Origin of the sequence: Serratia sp. CY31944, from assembly GCF_052169175.1 — a bacterium.
In the GTDB taxonomy this organism is placed as follows: domain Bacteria; phylum Pseudomonadota; class Gammaproteobacteria; order Enterobacterales; family Enterobacteriaceae; genus Serratia; species Serratia sarumanii.
Window position 1 is genome coordinate 114805 of sequence record NZ_JBJNLG010000018.1, and the last position, 19833, is coordinate 134637.

A 19833-nucleotide genomic window follows, 5' to 3' on the forward strand; every position below is an offset into this window, starting at 1 on the left:
TTAACGCACCTTCAGCGGGTCTTCGTTCGCCAGCCGCTGGTCTTCCGCTTGGCAGGCCGCGGCGGTGAACAGCACGTCGGTGGAGGAGTTGAGGGCGGTTTCCGCCGAATCCTGCAGCACGCCGATGATAAAGCCGACCGCTACCACCTGCATCGCCACGTCGTTCGGAATGCCGAACATGTTGCACGCCAGCGGGATCAGCAGCAGCGAGCCGCCGGCCACGCCGGACGCGCCGCAGGCGCAGAGGGCGGCCACCACGCTCAGCAGCAGGGCGGTCGGAACGTCCACCGCGATGCCCAGCGTGTTTACCGCCGCCAGCGTCAGTACGGTGATGGTGATCGCCGCGCCGGCCATATTGATGGTCGCGCCCAACGGGATGGAAACCGAGTAGGTGTCCTCATTCAGGTTCAGCTTCTTGCACAGCTCCATGTTCACCGGGATGTTGGCGGCCGAGCTGCGGGTGAAGAAGGCGGTTACGCCGCTCTCGCGCAGGCAGGCGAACACCAGCGGATACGGATTGCGGCGGATCTTCCAGTAAACGATCAGCGGGTTGAGCACCAGCGCCACCAGCAGCATGCAGCCGATTAACACCATCAGCAATTGGGCGTAGCCCCACAGCGCGCCGAAACCGGTTTCCGCCAGCGTGGAAGCCACCAGGCCGAAGATGCCGAGCGGCGCACAGCGGATCACCGCGCGCACCACCAGCGTGACCGCATGGGACATGTCGTTGATCAGCCCCTTGGTGGTTTCGGAAGCGTGGCGCAGCGCCAGCCCCAGCCCGACGGCCCACGCCAGAATACCGATGTAGTTGGCGTTAATCAGCGCATGGAACGGGTTGGCCACCACGCTCATCAACAGGCCCTTCATCACCTCCACAATGCCGCCCGGCGGGGTAATGTCCGTCGCGCCGGTGCTCAGCGCCAGCGTGGAAGGGAAGATAAAGCTGACGACGACCGCCACCAGCGCCGCGGCGAAGGTGCCCAGCAGGTAGAGGAACAGGATCGGGCGAATGTTGGTCTTCTGCCCCTGTTTATGGTTGGCGATCGAGGCCATCACCAGCACCAGCACCAGCACCGGCGCCACCGCCTTCAGCGCGCCGACGAACAGGGAACCGAGCAGGCCAACGGCGGAGGCCGCCGCCGGCGAAACCAGCGCCAACAGAATGCCGGCCACCAGGCCGACCATGATTTGTTTGACCAGGCTACCCTGCGTGATCTTTTGTAGTAGTTTTTGCATAGTGCTTTCTTCCTGATGTTATCTGGCCGCCGCGGCGGGAACGACGCCGGGTGGCTTTATATGATTCTGTAACTAAGTGTGTTTGCCGAATCAGTATTCAGCAATCGAATGATGTTGGAAAGAGGCGAAGGTGAAATTCTAAGCGCGGATCAACACTTGATAACATACTGGTTACATTTGTGTGATCGCAATAACGTTTGGCGTTTTGGGGGAATTGCCAAACAATCACGGGGCGACTAGCGCCCCGGATAACAGATTATGGTTGTTTATTCGCCAGGCGATCGTTGCGACGGTTGACCCAGGCGTTAATCAGCAAGGTGAGCGTCAGGATGCCCGCCACCACGCCCAGCGATACGCCGATCGGGATGTGGAAGAAGTCGATAATCAGCATCTTGATGCCGATAAACACCAGGATCACCGACAGGCCGTATTTCAGCATCGAGAAACGCTCCGCAACGTTGGCCAGCAGGAAGTACATGGCGCGCAGGCCCATGATGGCGAACAGGTTGGAGGTCAGGACGATGAACGGGTCAGTGGTCACGGCGAAGATCGCCGGAATGCTGTCCACCGCGAAGATCACGTCGCTCAGCTCTACCAGGATCAGCACCAGCACCAGCGGGGTGGCGAACAGGATGCCGTTGCGGCGCACGAAGAAGCGCTCGCCTTCCAGGTTGTCGGTCATGCGCAGGTGGCTGCGCAGCCATTTCACCAGCGGCTTGTCGCCGATCGCCGAGTCATCTTCCTTCGCCAGCGCCATTTTGATACCGGTGAACAGCAGGAAGGCGCCGAACAGGTACAGCAGCCACTGGAACTGGCTGACCAGCCAGCTGCCGGCGAAGATCATGATGGTACGCAGCACGATCGCCCCCAGCACGCCGTAGATCAGCACCCGCCGCTGCAGGTTGGCCGGCACGGCGAAGTAGCTGAACAGCATCAGCCAGACGAACACGTTATCCACCGCCAGCGCTTTTTCGATCAGGTAGCCGGTGAGGAAGGCCAGCGCCTGGGTATCGGCGACGGCGCGCCCGGCGGTTTCATTCAGGTAGTACCAGAAACCGAAATTGAACAGCAGGGAGAGGCTGACCCACACCAGCGACCAGCTGGCGGCCTGCTTCATAGACATGGTGTGCGCGCCTTTACGGCCCTGCAACAGGAGATCGATTGCGAGCATCACGACTATGACGGCGGCGAAGCTGCCCCATAACCACGGTGTGCCAACGGAATTCATCATCAGAGGTATCCTTCAAAAACAAAAACGGCCAACGTCGGAAGACGCCAGCCGCTCTGTGAACGCTGCAAGCAAACCTCGCCTTCCGGCAAGGTCTCACTTACAACGTTGATGAAGGTGGTTACACCTTTGACATCAGGTTGCCCGGTAACCGGATGCTTGCGCATCGTAATGACGATTGACCGGCAATGAAGTTACTCCCCTTTGCAGAGCAGAAAGTAATGCAAAATGTGTCGGCGGTCAACGTGAATCGCGTTAGCCGGCCATCGCTTTTTGCGCGCCGAGGCTGACGACGAATCCCTGCAGCAGCAGGCGGCTGAACGGCGTGTCGCTAACCTGTTGTTGTTGCTGTTGATAGCGGGCTTGCTGCTCAGGATGCAGTTCGCCGAGCCACTGCAGATACTGGCTCATCACCGCGCCGTTGAATTCCGGGTGGAACTGGGTGGTCAGAGCGTGATCGCCATAGCGCAGGATCTGGTGCGCGTCCTGCTGCGAACGCGCCAGCGTCTGCGCGCCGGCGGGCGGCGTCAGCACGCTCTGCGAGTGGATAAGATTGGCCTTGAATCGCGGTGGCAGCAGGGTGAGCCGCCGATCGTCGGCCGCGGCGGGCAGCAGTTCGATCTCCAGCGTGCCGACCTCCATGCCCTGCGGGTGATAGCCCACTTCGCCGCCGAGCGCGTAGGCCAACAGCTGGTGGCCGTAGCAGACGCCGAACAGCGGCAGTTTGATCGCCATCGCCTGACGCAGCCATTCGGCGGCCGCCTCGCTCCACGGCAGCCGTTCGGTCACCATCGCCGGCGAGCCGGTGATGACCACGCCGCAATAGGCGGCCGGCGGCAACGGCCTTTCGCCGGCGGGCAGATGCACGATGTGCGCGCGTTCGGCGTCGATATTCCCCTGTTGCAGGAACATGCCATCAAAGTTGGCCAATTCCTGACGAATGGCCTGCGGCGCGTCGCCGGTTTGCATCACGAGCAGCGGTTTCATCTCATTCTCCGTCGGCGGGGAAGACGACGCCGGTCTGGCGGCGGATGTCGGTCAGCAGGTGGGCGACGATCAGCGAATTCTCCAGCTCCGGATGTTCCACCTGACGCTGCTCAACCCGCTCGGCGAAAGCCAGCGCTTCATACAGCATGGTGTTGATGTGCTGCGTCTGGCTCAGGTCCTGCCGGTTGCCGCCGCGCGGCGTCAGCGCCACTCCCTGACACTCGGAAATCTTGTCGATAATCAGCGTGCCTTCTTCCCCCTGGATCTCGCTGGGGAGTGCCGAGTCGCTGACCTTGGAATGGGAAAGCGTGACGTCGAAATCGCCGTAGTTCAGGCAGACGGTGCCGTGGGCGTCCACGCCAGTATCCAGCAGCGTGGCGCTGGCCAGCACCGACTGCGGCGCGCCGAACAGCGCCACCGCGCTGGCCAGGCAGTAGTAGCCGATGTCCATGATCGAGCCGTTGGAAAACTGCGGGTTAAAGGTGTTGGGATTCTCGCCGGCGAGATAGCGCGGATAGCGCGAAGAGTATTGGCAATAGTTGATAAAGGCTTTGCGCAGCCGGCCGACTTTAGGCAATGCCTGCTGCAGCGCCAGGAAATTCGGCAGATAGGCGCTTTTGAACGCCTCGAACAGCACCACCTGGTTTTCCCGCGCGCAGGCGACCAGTTGTTCCGCTTCGCGCTGGTTGGAGGCCAGCGGTTTTTCGCAGATCACGTGCTTTTTATGGCGCAGGAACAGCAGCGATTGCGGGCAGTGCAGGGAGTTGGGGCTGGCGATATACACCGCGTCTATGGCGTCAGACTGCGCCATCGCCTCGAGCGAGTCGAAAAACTGCGTGACCTGATAGTTGGCGCCAAACGCCTGCGCCTGTTCCAGCGAGCGTGAATACACGGCGCTCAGCTTGAGTTTGCCGCTTTCATGGGCGGCATCGATAAAACGTTCCGTAATCCAGTTGGTGCCGACGACGGCAAAGCGAATCATGGCGAGCTCCGGTCCAGGCCTAAAACCGCAGATTATCACGCCCTCACTCGCTATGCATACAGCTCGCCAAACAGCGAAAGGTGCGTCAGATACAGCCGGGTATCGAACTCCAGCTGGTGGTAATCCGGCTCCATATGGCAGCACAGGCTGTAGAACGCCTTGTTGTGATCTTTCTCTTTCAGGTGCGCCAGCTCATGCACCACGATCATGCGCAAAAAGGGTTCGGGCGCGACCTTGAACACCGTCGCCACGCGGATTTCCGCCTTGGCCTTCAGCTTGCCGCCCTGCACGCGCGAGATGGCGGTGTGCAGGCCAAGCGCGTGCTTCATGACGTGGATCTTGCTGTCGTAGGCCACCTTGCTCAGCGGCTGGGCGTTGCGCAGATACTGATTTTTCAGATCGACGGTAAACTGATACAGCGACTTGTCGGTGGTGCAGCCGTGCACCTGCGGGTAGCGCTGCAGCAGCACGTCTCCCAGCCGATTCTGATGGATCAGTTGCTGCACCTGGCTTTGCAGATGCGTTGGGTAGCCTTGCAGGTAGGCGAGTTCGGTGTCATGCATGAGTGATATTGCGCCCCAGTATTTCTTTGATTGGCCGCAGCCGCACACGCTGCGCATCGGACTGTCTGGCTTCCCAGCGATCGTGTGCCGCCTGCAGGTTTAGCCAAAAGTCAGCGGTCGTTTCGAACAGATCGGCAAACAGATTGGCCTCGGCAACGCTCATGCGTCGATGCCCGTTGCACAGGCGATTGACGGTGGCGCGGGTGACGCCCAAGACCTTTGCCAGTTCCTCCTGGCCGATGCCTAGCGGCGTTAAATATTCTTCCTGCAGCACTTCTCCCACCGTGGTGGGTTCGCGAGTCGTGGTTTCCAACATTGGTTCCCCCTCGTTCAGGTATCTTGGTGAGGATCGAGGTAAATTTTTTCAGCGGCATCATGCCGCCACTGGAACATCAGCCGCCAGTGCATATTGACGCGCAGGCTTGACCATCCCTGAAATGGCCCGGATAGCCGTTTGTAATAGTTACCCGTGGGGTGATGCAAATCACGCTCTTGCTGCGCGGCGGCCAACATATCGAGTTTTCTGGCCAACTGCCGCTCGAGCGCACCGGGGATCAGACGGCTGCGTCTGCCTCCCAGATAGAACTGCTCCAGGTAGCGATCGCGGAAAGATTTAATCATGCTTTCCCCCTTCCATAGGGACTGGCAGTGTAACATTTAAAGTTACACCCCGTCAGGTTAAAAAAACGTCGACATGGGTGCTCGGGAGGGAAAGGTTAATGTTGTTAAAGGAGAAAAGGAGCGCGGGTTTTCAGATACGCGGCGCAATACGCAATTTATCCGAAAAAACATTTTACTGACGGGCGTTTTTAGGGGATAAACAGCCCAAATTTTATCAGTCAGGAGGGGCAATGAGCCAACTCGATCTGGGAACACAGCAACTTGAGCTGGAGCGTTATCCCCAACAAGAAGAATCCACCCAACTGCAGGCGTGGGAAGCGGCGGACGAATATCTGCTGCAACAGCTTGAAAACGTAGATATCGGCGGCCGTCCGGTGCTGATTTTCAACGATAACTTCGGCACCCTGGCCTGTGCGTTGCACGCGCATCGCCCTTACAGCGTCAGCGACTCCTACATGAGCCAGCTGGCGACGCGCCACAACCTCAAGCTCAACGGGCTGGATCCCGAGCAGGTTACGCTGCTGGACAGCCTGGCCGAGCTGCCAGCGGCGCCGGCGGTGGTGTTGATTCGCGTGCCGAAAGCGCTGGCGCTGCTGGAGCAGCAGCTGTGCGCGCTGCGCCACGTCGTGACCGAAGACACGCTGATCGTCGCCGGCGCCAAGGCACGCGACGTGCACACCTCGACGATGCAGCTGTTTGAAAAGGTGCTGGGCTCGACGCGCACCAGCCTGGCGTGGAAGAAAGCGCGCCTGATCTTCTGCCAGGCGGCGGACATCGTCCCGCCGGCGGCGGCGGAAACCACCGACTGGCCGCTGGACGGTACCGATTGGCTTATCCATAACCACGCCAACGTCTTCTCGCGCGGCAGCCTGGATATCGGCGCGCGCCTGTTTATGGAGCATCTGCCGCGCGGCCTGAACGGCCATATCGTCGATCTGGGCTGCGGCAACGGCGTGATTGGCCTGACGGCGCTGGCGCAAAACCCGGAAGCGCAGGTGACCTTCGTCGATGAATCTTACATGGCGGTGGCCTCCAGCGAACTGAACGTGGAGCACAACCTGCCGCAAGAGCTGGATCGCTGCCAGTTTGAGGTGAACAACGCGCTGGCGGGCATCGAGCGCGAAAGCGTGCAGGCGGTGCTGTGCAACCCGCCGTTCCACCAGCAGCACGCCATTACCGATCACACCGCCTGGCAGATGTTCTGCGACGCCAAGCGCTGTCTGCAGGTGGGCGGCGAATTGCGCATCGTCGGCAACCGCCACCTCGACTATCACCAGAAGCTCAAGCGTCTGTTCGGCAACTGCACGCTGGTGGCCTCGAACAAGAAGTTCGTGATCTTGAGAGCGGTGAAATCCGGCGCGCGTCGCTGAGCGTGATGACCAAGGGAGCTGTGCGCCCCTCATGCTGTTGACAAAGGGGGGAAAAAGCGTGGTTTTTCCCCCCTTTGTGGTTATCAGCCGAAAATCAATAAATTGATTTTCCTTGTTTTCTATTCGCTGCTCTCTGCCACCCGGCATGGGGATGAGGTTTGTCATCAATGTCAGGGGCGCTGTGCGCCCCTTTTTTTACAGCGCCATCGCCAGCCGCGTCCCCTGATCGATCGCGCGGCGGGCGTCCAGCTCGGCGGCCACGTCGGCGCCGCCGATCAGATGCACGGTTTTCCCCATCGCCAGCAGCGGCTGCTGCAGCTCGCGGCGCGGTTCTTGCCCGGCGCAGATGACCACCGTGTCCACCGGCAGACAGCTGTCCTGCTCGGCGCGGGTGATGTGCAGCCCTTCGTCGTCGATCAGCCGATAGCTGACGCTGTTGAGCATCTTCACGCCGCGCATCGCCAGGCTGGCGCGATGGATCCAACCGGTGGTTTTCCCCAGGCCTTCGCCCACCTTGCTGGTTTTGCGCTGCAACAGGTAGATTTGCCGCGCGGCGCGCGGTGCCTGAGGGCCTTGCGCCGCCAGCCCGCCGCGCTGCTCAAGGCGGCCGTCGATACCCCATTCGCGGTTGAATTCCGCCTGATCCAGGCTGCTGGACACGCCGTGCTGGCTGAGGTACTCGGCGGTGTCGAAGCCGATGCCGCCGGCGCCGACGATCGCCACCCGCTGGCCGACCGGTTTTTTATCGCGCAGCACGTCCAGATAGCTCAGCACCTTGGCGTGGCCGATGCCGGGGATGTCCGGGGTGCGCGGCACGATGCCGCAGGCGAGGATCACTTCGTCGAATTCGCTTAAATCCGCCGCCTCGACCTTGACGCCCAGCCTGACCGTCACTTCGCCCAGCGCCAGCTGGCGACGGAAGTAACGCAGGGTTTCATGGAATTCTTCCTTGCCGGGGATCTGCTTGGCGATGTTGAACTGGCCGCCGATCTGCTCGGCGGCGTCGAACAGCGTCACCTGATGGCCGCGGCTGGCGGCGGTGGTGGCAAAGGCCAGCCCGGCGGGGCCGGCGCCGATCACCGCCAGTTTTTTCGGTTTCTCCGCCATTGTCAGTGGCATTTCGGTTTCGCGGCAGGCGCGCGGGTTGACCAGGCAGGAAGTCAGCTTGCCTTCAAAAATCTGGTCGAGACAGGCCTGGTTGCAGCCGATGCAGGTATTGATCTCGTCGGCGCGCCCCTCGGCGGCTTTCTGCACAAAGGCGGCGTCGGCGAGGAACGGACGCGCCATCGACACCATGTCGGCGCAGCCGTCCGCCAGCACCTGCTCGGCCACCGCCGGATCGTTGATGCGGTTGGTGGTGATCAGCGGGATGCCGACCTTGCCCATCAGCTTGCGGGTCACCCAGCTGAACCCGGCGCGCGGCACCATGGTGGCGATAGTCGGAATACGCGCTTCGTGCCAGCCGATGCCGGTATTGATGATCGTGGCGCCCGCCTGTTCAACCGCCAGCGCCAGCTGCTCGATCTCCTGCCAGCTGGAGCCGTCTTCCACCAGATCGAGCATCGACAGCCGGTAGATCAGAATGAACTCCGCGCCCACCGCCTGGCGCACCGCCCTGACGGTCTCGACGGCGAAGCGCATGCGGTTGGTGAAGCTGCCGCCCCATTGGTCGTCGCGCTGATTGGTGCGCGTCGTCAAGAATTGGTTGATCAGATAGCCTTCGGATCCCATCACTTCCACGCCGTCATAGCCGGCCTGCTGCGCCAGCGCCGCGCAGCGGGCGAAGTCGGCGATGGTCTGCTCGATCTCCGCTTCGCTGAGCGCGCTCGGCGTAAACGGGTTGATCGGCGCCTGCAGGGCGGAAGGGGCGACCAGCTTGGGTTGATAGCTGTAGCGGCCGGTGTGCAGGATCTGCAGCGCAATTTTGCCGCCCGCCCGGTGGACGGCTTCGGTCACCGGGCGGTGGTGAGGCAATTGCTCCTCGCTGTTGAGGATCGAACCGCCGCGAAAAACCACGCCCTGTTCGTTCGGGGCGATGCCGCCGGTGACGATCAGCGCCACGCCGGCGGCGGCGCGCTCGGCATAAAACGCGGCCAGGCGCTGCGGGCCGTCGGGCAGCTCTTCCAGGCCGGTATGCATCGATCCCATCAGCACCCGGTTTTTCAGGGTAGTGAAGCCGAGATCCAGCGGCGCCAGCAGGTGAGGGTAATTGCTCATTGCACTCTCCATCGGGTGAAATCGGGGCCCGTTGTTATAATTATGTGAACACAAGTGGTCGGATGAGATAAATCTAGCCGTTGTCGCGCCGCTTGGGAATCTGCGTTGCGCCGAATGTGATAGACGTCATGAATCTCAGACACTGTTTGCATAACGAACAAAAGATCGGTTAACCTTTGCGCGTTGCAAATTCCTTCTCTCTGCGGAGCCATAACCGAAAATGAACAACCACACCTGTTGATATCTGGTCCCACGCCGTGCGCTCTCGCGCCCTGTGGGGATGTTTTGATCTCATTCAGGAGTGCTTATGGCTCATTTTGCGCAGTCCCCTTATTTCGTTTTACATCAACTGACCTGCCAATTTGCTGACGGCGAAACGCTGTTCGGCCCGCTGGATCTCGCTTTCGATCGGCAGCGCTGCGGCCTGGTGGGGCGCAACGGCGTCGGCAAAACCCAGCTGCTGCGCCTGATCGCCGGGCGGGATCGGCCGGGCAACGGGCACGTCGAATCCCATGCCGCATTGGCTTACGTTGCGCAGCAGCCGGAGATCGCGGCCGACACCACGCTGGCGCAGCTGCTGGGCTACGGCGAGGTGTTCGCCGCGCTGGCGCGCATCGAGCAGGGGCGGCCGTTGGCGGACGACATCGATCGTCTGGAAGGGCGCTGGGATCTCAACGATCGCCTGCAAAGCGCCTTCGCCGCCGCCGGGCTGCCGGCCTTCGATCCGTTGCGATCCGCATGCGACTTGAGCGGCGGCGAACGGATGCGCGCGGCGCTGTGCGGCGCTTTTCTGGGGGAGGCGGATTATCTGCTGCTGGACGAACCGACCAACCACCTCGACAGCGCCGGGCGCGCCTGGCTGTATCAGCAGCTGGAGCGGTGGCAGGGCGGGCTGCTGATCGCCAGCCATGACCGGCAACTGCTGGGGCGTATGGAGCGCATCGTCGAACTGACGCCCGGCGCGCTGCGCAGCTACGGCGGCAACTACGACGACTACCGCCGCCAGCGCGACACGGAGCAGCAGGCGGCGCGCGCCGATCTGGAGCATGCGCGCGAGGAGCGCCGCCGTACTCGCGCGCGTCAGCAGAAAGAGCACGACATGAGCCAGCGGCGCTCGGCGCAAACGCTGCGCGTCGTCGATACGCTCAATATCGCCTCTTTCGAGCGGGTGGCCTACAAATCGGCGGCGAAGGAGAGCCTCGGTACGCTGCGCAAACAGCATCAGGACCAGCGCGACAGCCTCGATGCGGCGGTGCGCGAGGCCTATCAGCGGGTGGAAGAGGAACAGCCGGTGTTGCTGGCGCTGCCGGGCAGTGATGTGAGCGCGAACAAGCAGGTGCTGGTGCTCGAACAGTTGCAACTGCCGTTCGTCAGCGCGCCGCCGCTGGATCTGCGGATCGACGGCCCGATGCGCGTGGCGTTGACCGGCCCTAACGGCTGCGGCAAGTCCACCTTGCTGAAGACCGTTCTCGGCCAGCTGGCGCCGCTTGCCGGCCATTGTCATTGCCCGCTGTCGACGGCCTATCTCGATCAAACCTTGTCGCAGCTCGACCCGAGCCTGTCGGTGATGGAGCATCTCGGGCTGCAGGATTCGCCGCTGGTGGAAGGCGCGTTGCGCACCCGGCTGGCGCAGTTGCAGCTTGGCGCCGATCGCATCGCGCTGCCGCTGGGCGCGCTGAGCGGTGGCGAACGGCTGAAGGCGGCGCTGGCCTGCGCGCTGTGGCGGCGGCAACCGGCGCAGCTGCTGTTGCTGGACGAACCGACCAACCACCTGGATCTGGCGTCGTCGCTGGCGATCGAAACCGCCCTGGCGGATTTCCCCGGCGCGATGCTGGTGGTGTCGCACGACGAAGACTTCCTGCAGGCGCTGCGGCCGACGCACCGTCTGCACCGGCAGGCGGACGGTTGGCGGCTTCAGGCCTGGTAACACGCGAAGGCGGCCCTAAGGAGCCGCCTTTTTCATTTCGGGCGCGTTGATGCACGCCAGCAGCTGGGTGAAGGCGGCGGCCATCTGCTCTTCCGGCACGCAGGCAAACCCCATCAGCAGGCCGCGCCGGCGGTTGGGCTGCATGTAGTAGCGCGACAGCGGCCGCACCAGCACCCCGCGCGCGCCGGCGGCGGCGGCGATCGCCACGTCGTCGGCCTCGTCCGGCAGGTTGAGGATCAGATGCAGCCCGGCGTTGCTGTTGAACTCGCTGAGCGCCTGTTTGCCGAGGTGCTGTTCGATCAAGCCGGTCAGGAAGGCGCGCCGCCGGGCGTACAGCAACCGCATGCGGCGGATATGCGCGGTGTAATGCCCCGCCTGAATAAACTCCGCCAGCGCGCTCTGGATCAGCAGGTGCCCGCCGCGGTACAGCTCGGCGTGGGCGGTTTTCAGCGCCTGCACCAGCGGCGGCGGCAACACCACATAGCCGAGGCGCAGCGCCGGATAGAGCGTTTTGCTGAAGGTGCCGATGTAAATCACCGGCGCGTCGGCCTCCAGCCCTTGCAGCGCCGGGATCGGTTGGCCGGAAAAGCGGAATTCACTGTCGTAATCGTCCTCGACGATCCAGCCGCCGGCGTTGCGCGCCAGCGCCAGCAGCCGTTGGCGGCGCGCCAGGCTCATCACCGAGCCGAGCGGATACTGGTGCGACGGAGTGACGAAAATCAGGCGGGGCGGGGTGGTCGGCTGCTCCGGCGGCACCAGCCCGGCTTCGTCCACCGCCAGCGGGCAGATGTTCAGCGCATTGATGCGCAGGATATTGCGGATCCCCCAATAGCCCGGCTCTTCGATCCAGGCGTCATCCCCCGGATTACACAACATGCGCGTCACCAGATCGATCGCCTGATGAATGCCCTCGGTGATCAAGATTTGTTCCGGCGAACAACGCACCGAGCGCGCCACCCGTAAATACTCCACCAACGCATGCTGCAGCTCCGGGCTGCCGCCCTGATTGCTGTAGGTCAGCCGCTGCGGCGCCGGGCGGCGGCTGAGGCGCGCCTGGATCTTGCTGAACAGCTGATGGGGAAAGGCGTTGACGTCGGGCACGCCGGGAATGAACGCCCCCCACTGTTTGGGGCTGGCGCTGGCGTGGTGCAGCAGCGTGGCGCCGCGCTCGGACAGTTCGACGCGCCGCGGTTGCCCGCTGCCGTCGGCCGGCGCGCCGCCGGTGGAGAGGCAGCTGTCCGGCACCGTGTCGGCGACGAAGGTGCCGCTGCCAGCGCGCGCCGATACGTAGCCTTCCGCCAATAGTTGTTCATAAACGGTTAATACGGTGTTGCGGGACAGGCTGAGCTCCTGCGCCAGATCGCGCGAGGCGGGCAAGCGGCTGGAGGGCGGCAGGCTGCCGTCGAGAATGCTGGTGCGGATCGCGTTGTAAAGCCGCTTGTGCAGCTTGTCATCGGGCTGCTCGCCGAGGCGCTGCAGCAACAGATCACCACTCAATGAGCGCAATTGGATCCCTCAATTATTCGTAACTGGCACTCGATTATAGGGCCACATCCTGTGTAAATAAACGGCATTGTTTCACGAATGTGAACGAAACGTGTAACTGGCACCGACCGGAGAGAACAGCATGAAAAACGCAGAATTGAACCAACGCCGTCAGGACGCCACCCCGCGCGGAGTGGGCGTGATGTGTGGTTTTTACGCCGAGCGCGCAGAGAACGCTACGCTGTGGGATGTGGAAGGCAATGAAGTGATCGACTTCGCCTCGGGGATCGCCGTGCTGAACACCGGCCATCGCCACCCGAAGGTGATCGCCGCGATTGAAAAGCAGCTGCAGGCCTTCACCCACACCGCCTATCAGATCGTTCCTTACGAAAGCTATGTCTCGCTGGCGGAGCGCATCAACCAGCGCGCGCCGATCGCCGGCCCGTGTAAAACCGCCTTCTTCACCACCGGCGCGGAGGCGGTGGAAAACGCGGTGAAGATCGCCCGCGCTTACACCGGCCGCCCGGGCTTGATCACCTTCGGCGGCGGCTTCCACGGCCGTACCTACATGACCATGGCGCTGACCGGCAAAGTGGCGCCTTACAAACTGGGCTTCGGGCCGTTCCCCGGTTCGGTGTTCCACGGCCAGTACCCGAATGCGCTGTACGGCGTGACTACCGAAGACGCGATGAACAGCCTGGATCGCTTGTTTAAAGCGGATATCGATCCCAAGCAGGTGGCGGCGATCGTGCTGGAGCCGGTGCAGGGCGAAGGCGGTTTCAACGTGGCGCCGGCCGACTTTATGCAGGCGTTGCGCGCGCTGTGCGACCAGCACGGCATTCTTCTCATTGCCGACGAAGTACAGACCGGCTTCGCCCGTACCGGCAAGCTGTTCGCCATGGAGCACTACAGCGTTAAACCGGATCTGATCACCATGGCGAAAAGCCTGGCGGGCGGCATGCCACTGTCGGCGGTGGCGGGCCGCGCCGAGGTGATGGACGCGCCGGCGCCGGGCGGGCTGGGCGGCACCTACGCCGGTAACCCGCTGGCGGTGGCCGCGGCGCACGCGGTGCTGGACGTGATCGACGAAGAGCAGCTGTGCCAGCGCGCCCAGCGCTTGGGGCAGCACCTGGTGGAAGTGCTGCAGCAGGCGCGCAAAACCAGCCCGGCAATTGCGGATGTGCGGGCGCAAGGTTCGATGGTGGCGGTGGAGTTCAACGATCCGGCTACCGGCAAGCCTTCGGCGGAGATCACCCGTCAGGTGCAGCAGAAGGCGATGGAAGAAGGGCTGCTGCTGCTGAGCTGCGGCGTGAACGGCAACGTGATCCGCTTCCTGTATCCGCTGACCATCCCGGACGATCAGTTCACCAAGGCGATGGGCATCCTGTCCCGCGCGCTGGCTCACTAAGGAGCGAACGGCATGAAATTGAACAATCCCGAGCTGTTGCGCAGCCAGTGTCTGATCAACGGTGAATGGTGCGATGCCCTGAGCGGCAAGCGCGAAGCGGTGATCAACCCGGCCACCGGCGCCGAACTGGCCAGCATTCCGCTGGTCAGCGAAGAGGAAACCCAGCAGGCGATCGCGGCGGCGCAGCGGGCGCAAAACGACTGGAAACAGCTGACCGCCAAGCAGCGTTCCGCGCTGCTGTTGGCCTGGGCCGACAAGGTGCTGGCCGCACAGGAAGATCTGGCGCAGCTGATGACCGCCGAGCAGGGTAAATCGCTGGCGGAAGCGCGCGGCGAAGTGGCCTACGCCGCGTCGTTCATCACCTGGTTCGCCGAAGAGGCCAAGCGGGTGGACGGCGCGGTATTGCAGGCGCCGCAGGCTTCGCAGCGCCTGGTGGTAGTGAAGCAGCCGATTGGCGTGTGCGCGGCCATCACCCCGTGGAACTTCCCGGCGGCGATGATCACCCGCAAGGTGGCGCCGGCGCTGGCGGCGGGCTGTGCCATCATCGTCAAACCGGCCGAGCAAACGCCGTTGACCGCGCTGGCGCTGGCCAAGCTGGCGCAGGACGCCGGCATTCCCGCCGGCGTGTTGCAGGTGGTGACCGGGGAAGCGGCGCAGGTGGGCAAGGTGCTGTGCGACAGCCCGGTGGTGCGCAAGCTGAGCTTTACCGGTTCGACCGAGGTCGGCCGCATTCTGATGGCGCAGTGCGCGCCGAGCATCAAGAAGCTGTCGCTGGAGCTGGGCGGCAACGCGCCGGTCATCGTGTTCGACGACGCCAATCTGGACGCGGCGGTGGCGGGCATCATGGCCTCCAAGTTCCGCAACAGCGGCCAGACCTGCGTTTGCGCCAACCGCATCTACGTGCAGGACGGCATCTACGAGCGGCTGGCGGAGAAACTGGTGGCGGCGGTCGAGCAGTTGAAAGTCGGCGACGGCAGCCAGGAAGGCACCACCCAGGGGCCGCTGATCGACAGCGATGCGGTGGCGAAGGTGCAGAGCCATATCGACGATGCGCTGATCAAAGGGGCGCAGATCGCCACCGGTGGCCAGCCGCACGCACTAGGCGGCACCTTCTTCCAGCCGACGGTGGTGACCGGCGTGACGCAGAAAATGCGCTTCGCCAAAGAAGAGACCTTCGGGCCGGTGGCGCCGCTGTTCCGCTTCCATGACGAGGCGGAAGCCATCGCCATGGCCAACGACACCGAATTCGGCCTGGCCGCCTACCTGTTCACGCAGAACGCCGCGCGCCAGTGGCGCGTGCCGGAAGCGCTGGAGTACGGAATGGTCGGCATCAACACCGGGCTGATTTCCAACGAAGTGGCGCCGTTCGGCGGTGTGAAACAGTCAGGGCTCGGGCGTGAAGGATCGCGCTACGGGATAGAAGAATATCTGGAGCTGAAATACCTGTGTATCGATGTGAGCCGTTGAGCGTCAGGACGTTAACCCATCCCGGCGGCCAGCGTCGCCGGGCGATAAAGGATGATGCATGTCTGATAATACCTCTGTTTCTCCGGCGCTTGCCGCCGGGGTGCGAGTACCTGCACCCGCCAAATCGTTAAGTTTCCTTGAAGGGGTGGCGATGATCGTCGGCACCAATATCGGCGCCGGGGTGCTCTCCATCGCCTACGCCTCCAGCAAGGCCGGTTTCCTGCCGCTGCTGTTCTGGCTGGTGCTGGTGGGGAGCCTGACCACCATCACCATGCTGTACGTCGCCGAATCCACGCTGCGCACCCGCGCGCATCTGCAGCTGAGCGGGCTGGCGAAGCGCTACGTCGGCGGCCTGGGCGCCTGGTTGATGTTCGCTTCGGTGTGCGTCAACAGCGTCGGGGCGCTTACCGCCTACATGACCGGCAGCGGCAAGCTGCTGCAATCGCTGTTCGGCATCTCGCCGGCGCTGGGCAGCCTGCTGTTCTTCGTGCCCGCCGCCGGCGTGCTGTATCTCGGTTTGAAAGCGATCGGCCGCGGCGAGAAGTTCATCAGCATCGGCATGGTGGTGATGCTGACCGCGCTGGTGGCGGCGACGCTGCTGAAAGACACCACCCAGATGCGCAACCTGCTGGACGGCGACTGGCGCTTTATGGTGCCGGTGTTCAACGTGGTGGTGTTCTGCTTCTCGGCGCAGTACATCGTGCCGGAAATGGCGCGCGGCTTTGCCGACAAGCCGGAGCAGTTGCCGAAGGCGATCATCGTCGGCATGGCGGTGACCTTCATTTTGCTGGCGGCGGTGCCGATGTCGGTGATCGCGCTCAGCGGGCTGGATGGCATCTCCGACGTGGCCACCATATCCTGGGGCCAGGCGCTGGGGCAGTGGGCGTTCTTCTCCGCCAACATCTTCGCGCTGTGCGCGATGCTGACTTCCTACTGGGGATTGGGCGGCAGTTTCCTGACCAATATTTTCGACAAGTTCCGGCTGGGCAACGACGAGCTGCCGCTGCGCCGCTTCGGCGTGCTGCTGCTGGTGGTGGTGCCGCCGTTCGCGCTGGCCTACAGCGGGCTGGTGTCGTTCGTCAACGCGCTCTACTTCGCCGGGGTGTTCAGCGGGGTGATCCTGTCGATCATGCCGATGCTGATCCTGCGCGGCGCACGCAAACATGGCGACCAGACGCCGCGCTGGCAGTGCAACTGGATCACGCACCCGCTGCTGCAGATCAGCATTGTGCTGCTGTACCTGGCCAGCGCGGTGTACGCCATCGCTTCATTGTTAGGCTATCTGCCCTCTGGATGGTGATTTGCCTTCCCTCAAGCAGTGATGTTGTTTCTCGGCATTGAGAACGGCGGCGTCGTGGCCGCCGATTTTTTTCTCAGGCGCGCCGCTTTGCCGACAGCGCCAGCCAGGCCTGCACCGACGGGCGCTGCCACTGCTTGTGCGCATAGTGGCGCAGGCGCTCCGGCACCGGATCGCCGTGCATCACCAGCCGGTTGAGCATCAGCGCCAGATCGGTGTCGGCGATGCACCACTCCCTGAACAGATTATCCTGCCCATGGCTCAACAGCTTTTCGACGGCGTCGATCAGCTTGCGTGCGGCCCCCTGTGCGGCTTCGGACAGCGGCGGGAACTTGCCGTTGTTGAACACCACTTCGGTCGAGCGCTCGGCGCGGATCGGCAGCAGATCGCTGCGCAGCCAGGCTTGAATCTCGCGCGCCTTGGCGCGCAGCTTCACGTCGCGCGGGTACACGGCGTGGGCCGGATGGATGTCCTCCAGGTATTCGGCGATCGCCGAAGACTCTGATAGCTGAAACTCGCCGATGGCCAGCGTCGGCACCCGGCGGGTGAGCGACAGCGCCGCGTAGGCCGCCTCTTTATTCTCTTCTTTCGCCAGATCCACCGTCTTCACGGTGAACGGAATGCCTTTTTCCGTCAGCACGACAAAGGCGGACATGGCGTACGGGCTGAAAAATTCACTGTCGGTGTAAAGCTCGGTGATCGGTTGAGACATCGGCGGTTCCTCGGGGTTAAGGGGAGAACATTCATCATTGTCGAGGGATGGCTAAAAATCAATCTGTTAGGCCAAAAGTTGTTTGATGCCGCGGCCTGCAGCGCCGTGAGTTCCTTCCGGATGATGTGATATATTTGTTGCCAACACGTGAATTGAGCCGTATTGGGTAACATGAAGACGCAGTGGATAGAGCGAGTGAAAGTGGGATGTGCGCGCCTGTGGCCGCACCCGCTGGCGGTGGGCAAGCGAGAGATGCTGATTTCCAGCGTCGGCGCCGGTTTGGGGCTGATGCTCGCCGGCTGGATCAGCCACTTTATTTTGGGCGAGGTGAACCTGTGGTTTATCGCGCCGATGGGCGCCTCGGCGGTGTTGCTGTTCGGCGTGCCCAACAGCCCGCTGGCGCAGCCCTGGTCGATCGTCGGCGGCAATGCGCTGGCGGCGACGGTGGGCGTCAGCGCCGGCCTGCTGATCCCCGATCCGGGGCTGGCCTGCGGCATAGCGGCGGCGGTGGCCATCGGCCTGATGTTTAAGCTGCGCTGCCTGCATCCGCCGGGTGGCGCGGTGGCGCTGACCGCCATCCTCGGCGGCCCCGGCATTCACCAGATGGGCTACCACTTCGTGCTGTACCCGGTGCTGCTGAACTCGGTGCTGCTGGCGGCGCTGGCCATTCTGTTCAATAACCTGGCCGGGCGACGCTACCCGCACGCGCTGGCGCAGGCGGAGGCCAAACCGGCCAATCTGCCGATCGATGCCGTTTCCATCACCCGTGGCGATCTGCACGAGGCGCTGATGGAGGGGGATCTGTTCGATATCGACGAGGACGATTTGCAGGAGATCCTGCTGCGCGCCGAGCAGCTGGCGCATCAGCGGCAAAGCAAAACTGCCTGATCAGCCCAGCGTTTTGCGGTAAAACACCACCCGCTCCGTTTCGGCAAAGCCCAGCGCCGCATGCAGGCGCTGGGAGTCCAGATTGGCGATATCGGTATCCGACGCCAGCTCGCTGCACCCCTGTTGCTTCGCCCACTCCTGTACCTGCGCGATCAGGCGCGCGGCCCAGCCCTGGCGGCGGGCGCGTTCGGCGGTATAAATCCCTTCCAAAAACGCCACCGGCGACGATTCGCAGCCGTTGACGTAATCGTAGCGCAGCGCGACCTCGGCAAAGGCAACGAAAGCGCCGTCCAGCCCCCGCGCCATAAACGCGGTATGGTGCGGCGAAGCCAATATCTCGCGCATTTCCGCGCGGTGCTCTTCAGGCGAGCCGGACGGCCACAGCGCGGTGCGCAACGCCAGCCAGGCGTCGAGGTTGTCGTGGTCGCAGATGACGATCATGCGGGATCCTTATGGGTCGGAATAAACGAGAATGCCGAGAGAGAAGTGTGGCACGCAGGCGGGAAACAAAAAAGCCACCCCGGACAGGATGGCTTGTAAGGCTGTGAAAACAGCAAAAATTTGGTGGCCCCTGTTGGGTTTGAACCAACGACCAAGCGATTATGAGTCGCCTGCTCTAACCACTGAGCTAAGGGGCCAAGCCGCGAGATTATAGGGAATCCTTAAGCGGCGGTCTACTGTTACTCGCCCGTATGTTGCTTTTCTGCACAGTTCTAGCCTGTTGTAATTGCTGGCGGATTTTGCGATAACCGCAGTAAATCCCTGCAATGGACTCACGACACTCATGGAACTTCTGGCGCCCAATCTGCGGGTGGTGTTTTGCGGCATCAACCCCGGCCTTTCTTCCGCCCATCAGGGCTACCCTTTCGCCAACGGCAGCAATCGCTTCTGGAAGGTGATCCATCAGGCCGGCTTTACCGAGAGCCAGCTGGCGCCGGAGCAGTGGCAGCAGCTGAAGGACAACGGCTGCGGCATTACCGCGCTGGTGGCGCGCCCGACGGTGGCGGCCAGCGAGCTGTCGCGCGACGAGCTGCGCAGCGGCGGCGAGGCGCTGCAAGAGAAGATCCTGCGCTACCAGCCGCGCGCGCTGGCGATTTTGGGCAAGCAGGCGTTCACCACCGCCTTCGGGGTGAAAAACGCGCCCTGGGGCAAGCAGACGCTGACGTTGGGGGAAACCGAGGTGTGGGTATTGCCCAACCCCAGCGGATTGAACCGCGCCACCCTGGAGCAGCTCACCGCCAGCTATCGCGAGCTGTTCCTGGCGCTGCAATGATGCGGCGAGGCGTATTCAGGGCATAAAAAAACCCCGGCAGGCCGGGGTTTTTGTTGTAAGCCTTAAACCACCTCCTAAGGAGGTGGTGATTGAACCTGTGAGGCTCTAGCCTGAAGGAAACCCATGCCGGAATATTCCAGCTTACTCACCACAAGTAAGAAGGAAATCACCA

The 19833-nt window shown here is 62.8% G+C and carries 18 protein-coding genes and 1 tRNA gene; 7 read left to right on the plus strand and 12 right to left on the minus strand.

Annotated elements, in window-relative coordinates; translation table 11 throughout:
• The 7 genes from sstT to ACJ8IN_RS18490 form a co-directional block, all read right to left on the minus strand.
• Positions 1–1236, minus strand: coding sequence for a serine/threonine transporter SstT (sstT, locus tag ACJ8IN_RS18460; protein WP_033649012.1), 1236 nt, complete (start codon positions 1234–1236; stop codon positions 1–3).
• 256 nt (positions 1237–1492) lie between these two features.
• The gene (locus tag ACJ8IN_RS18465; RefSeq protein ID WP_033649013.1) at positions 1493–2467 is read right to left on the minus strand and encodes a TerC family protein; all 975 of its coding nucleotides are present in this window, start codon (positions 2465–2467) and stop codon (positions 1493–1495) included.
• A 252-nt stretch (positions 2468–2719) separates the two neighbouring features.
• On the minus strand, positions 2720–3451 hold the full coding sequence (locus ACJ8IN_RS18470) for a glutamine amidotransferase (RefSeq protein ID WP_060424568.1): 732 nt from the start codon (positions 3449–3451) through the stop codon (positions 2720–2722).
• A 1-nt stretch (position 3452) separates the two neighbouring features.
• A complete protein-coding gene (locus ACJ8IN_RS18475) occupies positions 3453–4433 on the minus strand; it encodes a Gfo/Idh/MocA family protein (protein ID WP_060424567.1) in 981 nt (326 codons plus the stop codon).
• Between the two features lie 50 nt (positions 4434–4483).
• Entirely contained in the window at positions 4484–4996 is a 513-nt protein-coding gene (locus ACJ8IN_RS18480; RefSeq protein ID WP_033636094.1) for a M48 metallopeptidase family protein, read from the minus strand.
• Complete coding sequence (locus tag ACJ8IN_RS18485; protein ID WP_033636093.1) at positions 4989–5312, minus strand: HigA family addiction module antitoxin; 324 nt, start codon at positions 5310–5312, stop codon at positions 4989–4991. The genes ACJ8IN_RS18480 and ACJ8IN_RS18485 overlap by 8 nt, the downstream gene beginning before the upstream one ends.
• Positions 5313–5326: 14 nt before the next feature.
• Positions 5327–5617 carry a type II toxin-antitoxin system RelE/ParE family toxin gene (locus ACJ8IN_RS18490; protein WP_033636092.1) on the minus strand — a complete coding sequence of 97 codons (291 nt, stop codon included), beginning with the start codon at positions 5615–5617 and terminating at the stop codon, positions 5327–5329.
• Between the two features lie 230 nt (positions 5618–5847).
• Here ACJ8IN_RS18490 and rlmG point away from each other — a divergent pair, with 230 nt between their 5' ends.
• Positions 5848–6987 carry a 23S rRNA (guanine(1835)-N(2))-methyltransferase RlmG gene (gene rlmG / locus ACJ8IN_RS18495; RefSeq protein ID WP_308326058.1) on the plus strand — a complete coding sequence of 380 codons (1140 nt, stop codon included), beginning with the start codon at positions 5848–5850 and terminating at the stop codon, positions 6985–6987.
• A gap of 195 nt (positions 6988–7182) precedes the next feature.
• On the opposite strand, the gene ACJ8IN_RS18500 is transcribed toward rlmG, so the two are convergent.
• Positions 7183–9204: an oxidoreductase gene (locus ACJ8IN_RS18500; protein ID WP_047570447.1), complete on the minus strand. Its 2022-nt coding sequence runs from the start codon at positions 9202–9204 to the stop codon at positions 7183–7185.
• A 307-nt stretch (positions 9205–9511) separates the two neighbouring features.
• On the opposite strand from ACJ8IN_RS18500, the gene ACJ8IN_RS18505 reads away from it, so the two are divergent.
• On the plus strand, positions 9512–11131 hold the full coding sequence (locus ACJ8IN_RS18505) for an ABC-F family ATP-binding cassette domain-containing protein (RefSeq protein ID WP_047570448.1): 1620 nt from the start codon (positions 9512–9514) through the stop codon (positions 11129–11131).
• 15 nt (positions 11132–11146) lie between these two features.
• Here ACJ8IN_RS18505 and pdxR read toward each other — a convergent pair whose 3' ends face one another.
• Entirely contained in the window at positions 11147–12637 is a 1491-nt protein-coding gene (pdxR, locus tag ACJ8IN_RS18510) for a MocR-like pyridoxine biosynthesis transcription factor PdxR (RefSeq protein WP_033654788.1), read from the minus strand.
• A gap of 121 nt (positions 12638–12758) precedes the next feature.
• On the opposite strand from pdxR, the gene ACJ8IN_RS18515 reads away from it, so the two are divergent.
• The 3 genes from ACJ8IN_RS18515 to ACJ8IN_RS18525 are packed head-to-tail and all read left to right on the plus strand — an operon-like array spanning position 12759 to position 16791.
• Positions 12759–14024 (plus strand): 4-aminobutyrate--2-oxoglutarate transaminase, encoded by a 1266-nt coding sequence (locus ACJ8IN_RS18515; RefSeq protein WP_060706840.1) that lies wholly within the window; start codon positions 12759–12761, stop codon positions 14022–14024.
• Between the two features lie 12 nt (positions 14025–14036).
• The gene (locus ACJ8IN_RS18520) at positions 14037–15491 is read left to right on the plus strand and encodes an NAD-dependent succinate-semialdehyde dehydrogenase (protein ID WP_004937166.1); all 1455 of its coding nucleotides are present in this window, start codon (positions 14037–14039) and stop codon (positions 15489–15491) included.
• A 58-nt stretch (positions 15492–15549) separates the two neighbouring features.
• Positions 15550–16791: an amino acid permease gene (locus ACJ8IN_RS18525; protein ID WP_308326057.1), complete on the plus strand. Its 1242-nt coding sequence runs from the start codon at positions 15550–15552 to the stop codon at positions 16789–16791.
• 73 nt (positions 16792–16864) lie between these two features.
• Here ACJ8IN_RS18525 and yfcF read toward each other — a convergent pair whose 3' ends face one another.
• Positions 16865–17500 (minus strand): glutathione transferase, encoded by a 636-nt coding sequence (yfcF, locus tag ACJ8IN_RS18530; protein WP_033636084.1) that lies wholly within the window; start codon positions 17498–17500, stop codon positions 16865–16867.
• Positions 17501–17671: 171 nt separating this feature from the next.
• Here yfcF and ACJ8IN_RS18535 point away from each other — a divergent pair, with 171 nt between their 5' ends.
• On the plus strand, positions 17672–18388 hold the full coding sequence (locus ACJ8IN_RS18535) for an HPP family protein (RefSeq protein ID WP_308326160.1): 717 nt from the start codon (positions 17672–17674) through the stop codon (positions 18386–18388).
• Here ACJ8IN_RS18535 and aac(6') read toward each other — a convergent pair whose 3' ends face one another.
• Complete coding sequence (aac(6'), locus tag ACJ8IN_RS18540) at positions 18389–18829, minus strand: aminoglycoside 6'-N-acetyltransferase (RefSeq protein ID WP_047570454.1); 441 nt, start codon at positions 18827–18829, stop codon at positions 18389–18391.
• Positions 18830–18950: 121 nt separating this feature from the next.
• Positions 18951–19026 (minus strand) — tRNA-Ile (locus ACJ8IN_RS18545).
• Between the two features lie 146 nt (positions 19027–19172).
• Here ACJ8IN_RS18545 and mug point away from each other — a divergent pair.
• A complete protein-coding gene (gene mug / locus ACJ8IN_RS18550) occupies positions 19173–19661 on the plus strand; it encodes a G/U mismatch-specific DNA glycosylase (RefSeq protein ID WP_033649053.1) in 489 nt (162 codons plus the stop codon).
• Positions 19662–19833 lie beyond the last annotated feature (172 nt).

What these genes read in the sequence shown, in the direction of transcription:
- ACJ8IN_RS18520 (WP_004937166.1), top strand. Translation starts at nt 14,037, where the DNA reads ATGAAATTGAACAATCCCGAGCTGTTGCGCAGCCAGTGTCTGATCAAC.
- ACJ8IN_RS18480 (WP_033636094.1), bottom strand. Translation starts at nt 4,996, where the DNA reads ATGCATGACACCGAACTCGCCTACCTGCAAGGCTACCCAACGCATCTG.
- ACJ8IN_RS18535 (WP_308326160.1), top strand. Translation starts at nt 17,672, where the DNA reads ATGAAGACGCAGTGGATAGAGCGAGTGAAAGTGGGATGTGCGCGCCTG.
- rlmG (WP_308326058.1), top strand. Translation starts at nt 5,848, where the DNA reads ATGAGCCAACTCGATCTGGGAACACAGCAACTTGAGCTGGAGCGTTAT.
- ACJ8IN_RS18515 (WP_060706840.1), top strand. Translation starts at nt 12,759, where the DNA reads ATGAAAAACGCAGAATTGAACCAACGCCGTCAGGACGCCACCCCGCGC.
- ACJ8IN_RS18490 (WP_033636092.1), bottom strand. Translation starts at nt 5,617, where the DNA reads ATGATTAAATCTTTCCGCGATCGCTACCTGGAGCAGTTCTATCTGGGA.
- ACJ8IN_RS18505 (WP_047570448.1), top strand. Translation starts at nt 9,512, where the DNA reads ATGGCTCATTTTGCGCAGTCCCCTTATTTCGTTTTACATCAACTGACC.
- ACJ8IN_RS18465 (WP_033649013.1), bottom strand. Translation starts at nt 2,467, where the DNA reads ATGATGAATTCCGTTGGCACACCGTGGTTATGGGGCAGCTTCGCCGCC.
- yfcF (WP_033636084.1), bottom strand. Translation starts at nt 17,500, where the DNA reads ATGTCTCAACCGATCACCGAGCTTTACACCGACAGTGAATTTTTCAGC.
- ACJ8IN_RS18475 (WP_060424567.1), bottom strand. Translation starts at nt 4,433, where the DNA reads ATGATTCGCTTTGCCGTCGTCGGCACCAACTGGATTACGGAACGTTTT.
- ACJ8IN_RS18525 (WP_308326057.1), top strand. Translation starts at nt 15,550, where the DNA reads ATGTCTGATAATACCTCTGTTTCTCCGGCGCTTGCCGCCGGGGTGCGA.
- sstT (WP_033649012.1), bottom strand. Translation starts at nt 1,236, where the DNA reads ATGCAAAAACTACTACAAAAGATCACGCAGGGTAGCCTGGTCAAACAA.
- ACJ8IN_RS18485 (WP_033636093.1), bottom strand. Translation starts at nt 5,312, where the DNA reads ATGTTGGAAACCACGACTCGCGAACCCACCACGGTGGGAGAAGTGCTG.
- mug (WP_033649053.1), top strand. Translation starts at nt 19,173, where the DNA reads ATGGAACTTCTGGCGCCCAATCTGCGGGTGGTGTTTTGCGGCATCAAC.
- ACJ8IN_RS18500 (WP_047570447.1), bottom strand. Translation starts at nt 9,204, where the DNA reads ATGAGCAATTACCCTCACCTGCTGGCGCCGCTGGATCTCGGCTTCACT.
- ACJ8IN_RS18470 (WP_060424568.1), bottom strand. Translation starts at nt 3,451, where the DNA reads ATGAAACCGCTGCTCGTGATGCAAACCGGCGACGCGCCGCAGGCCATT.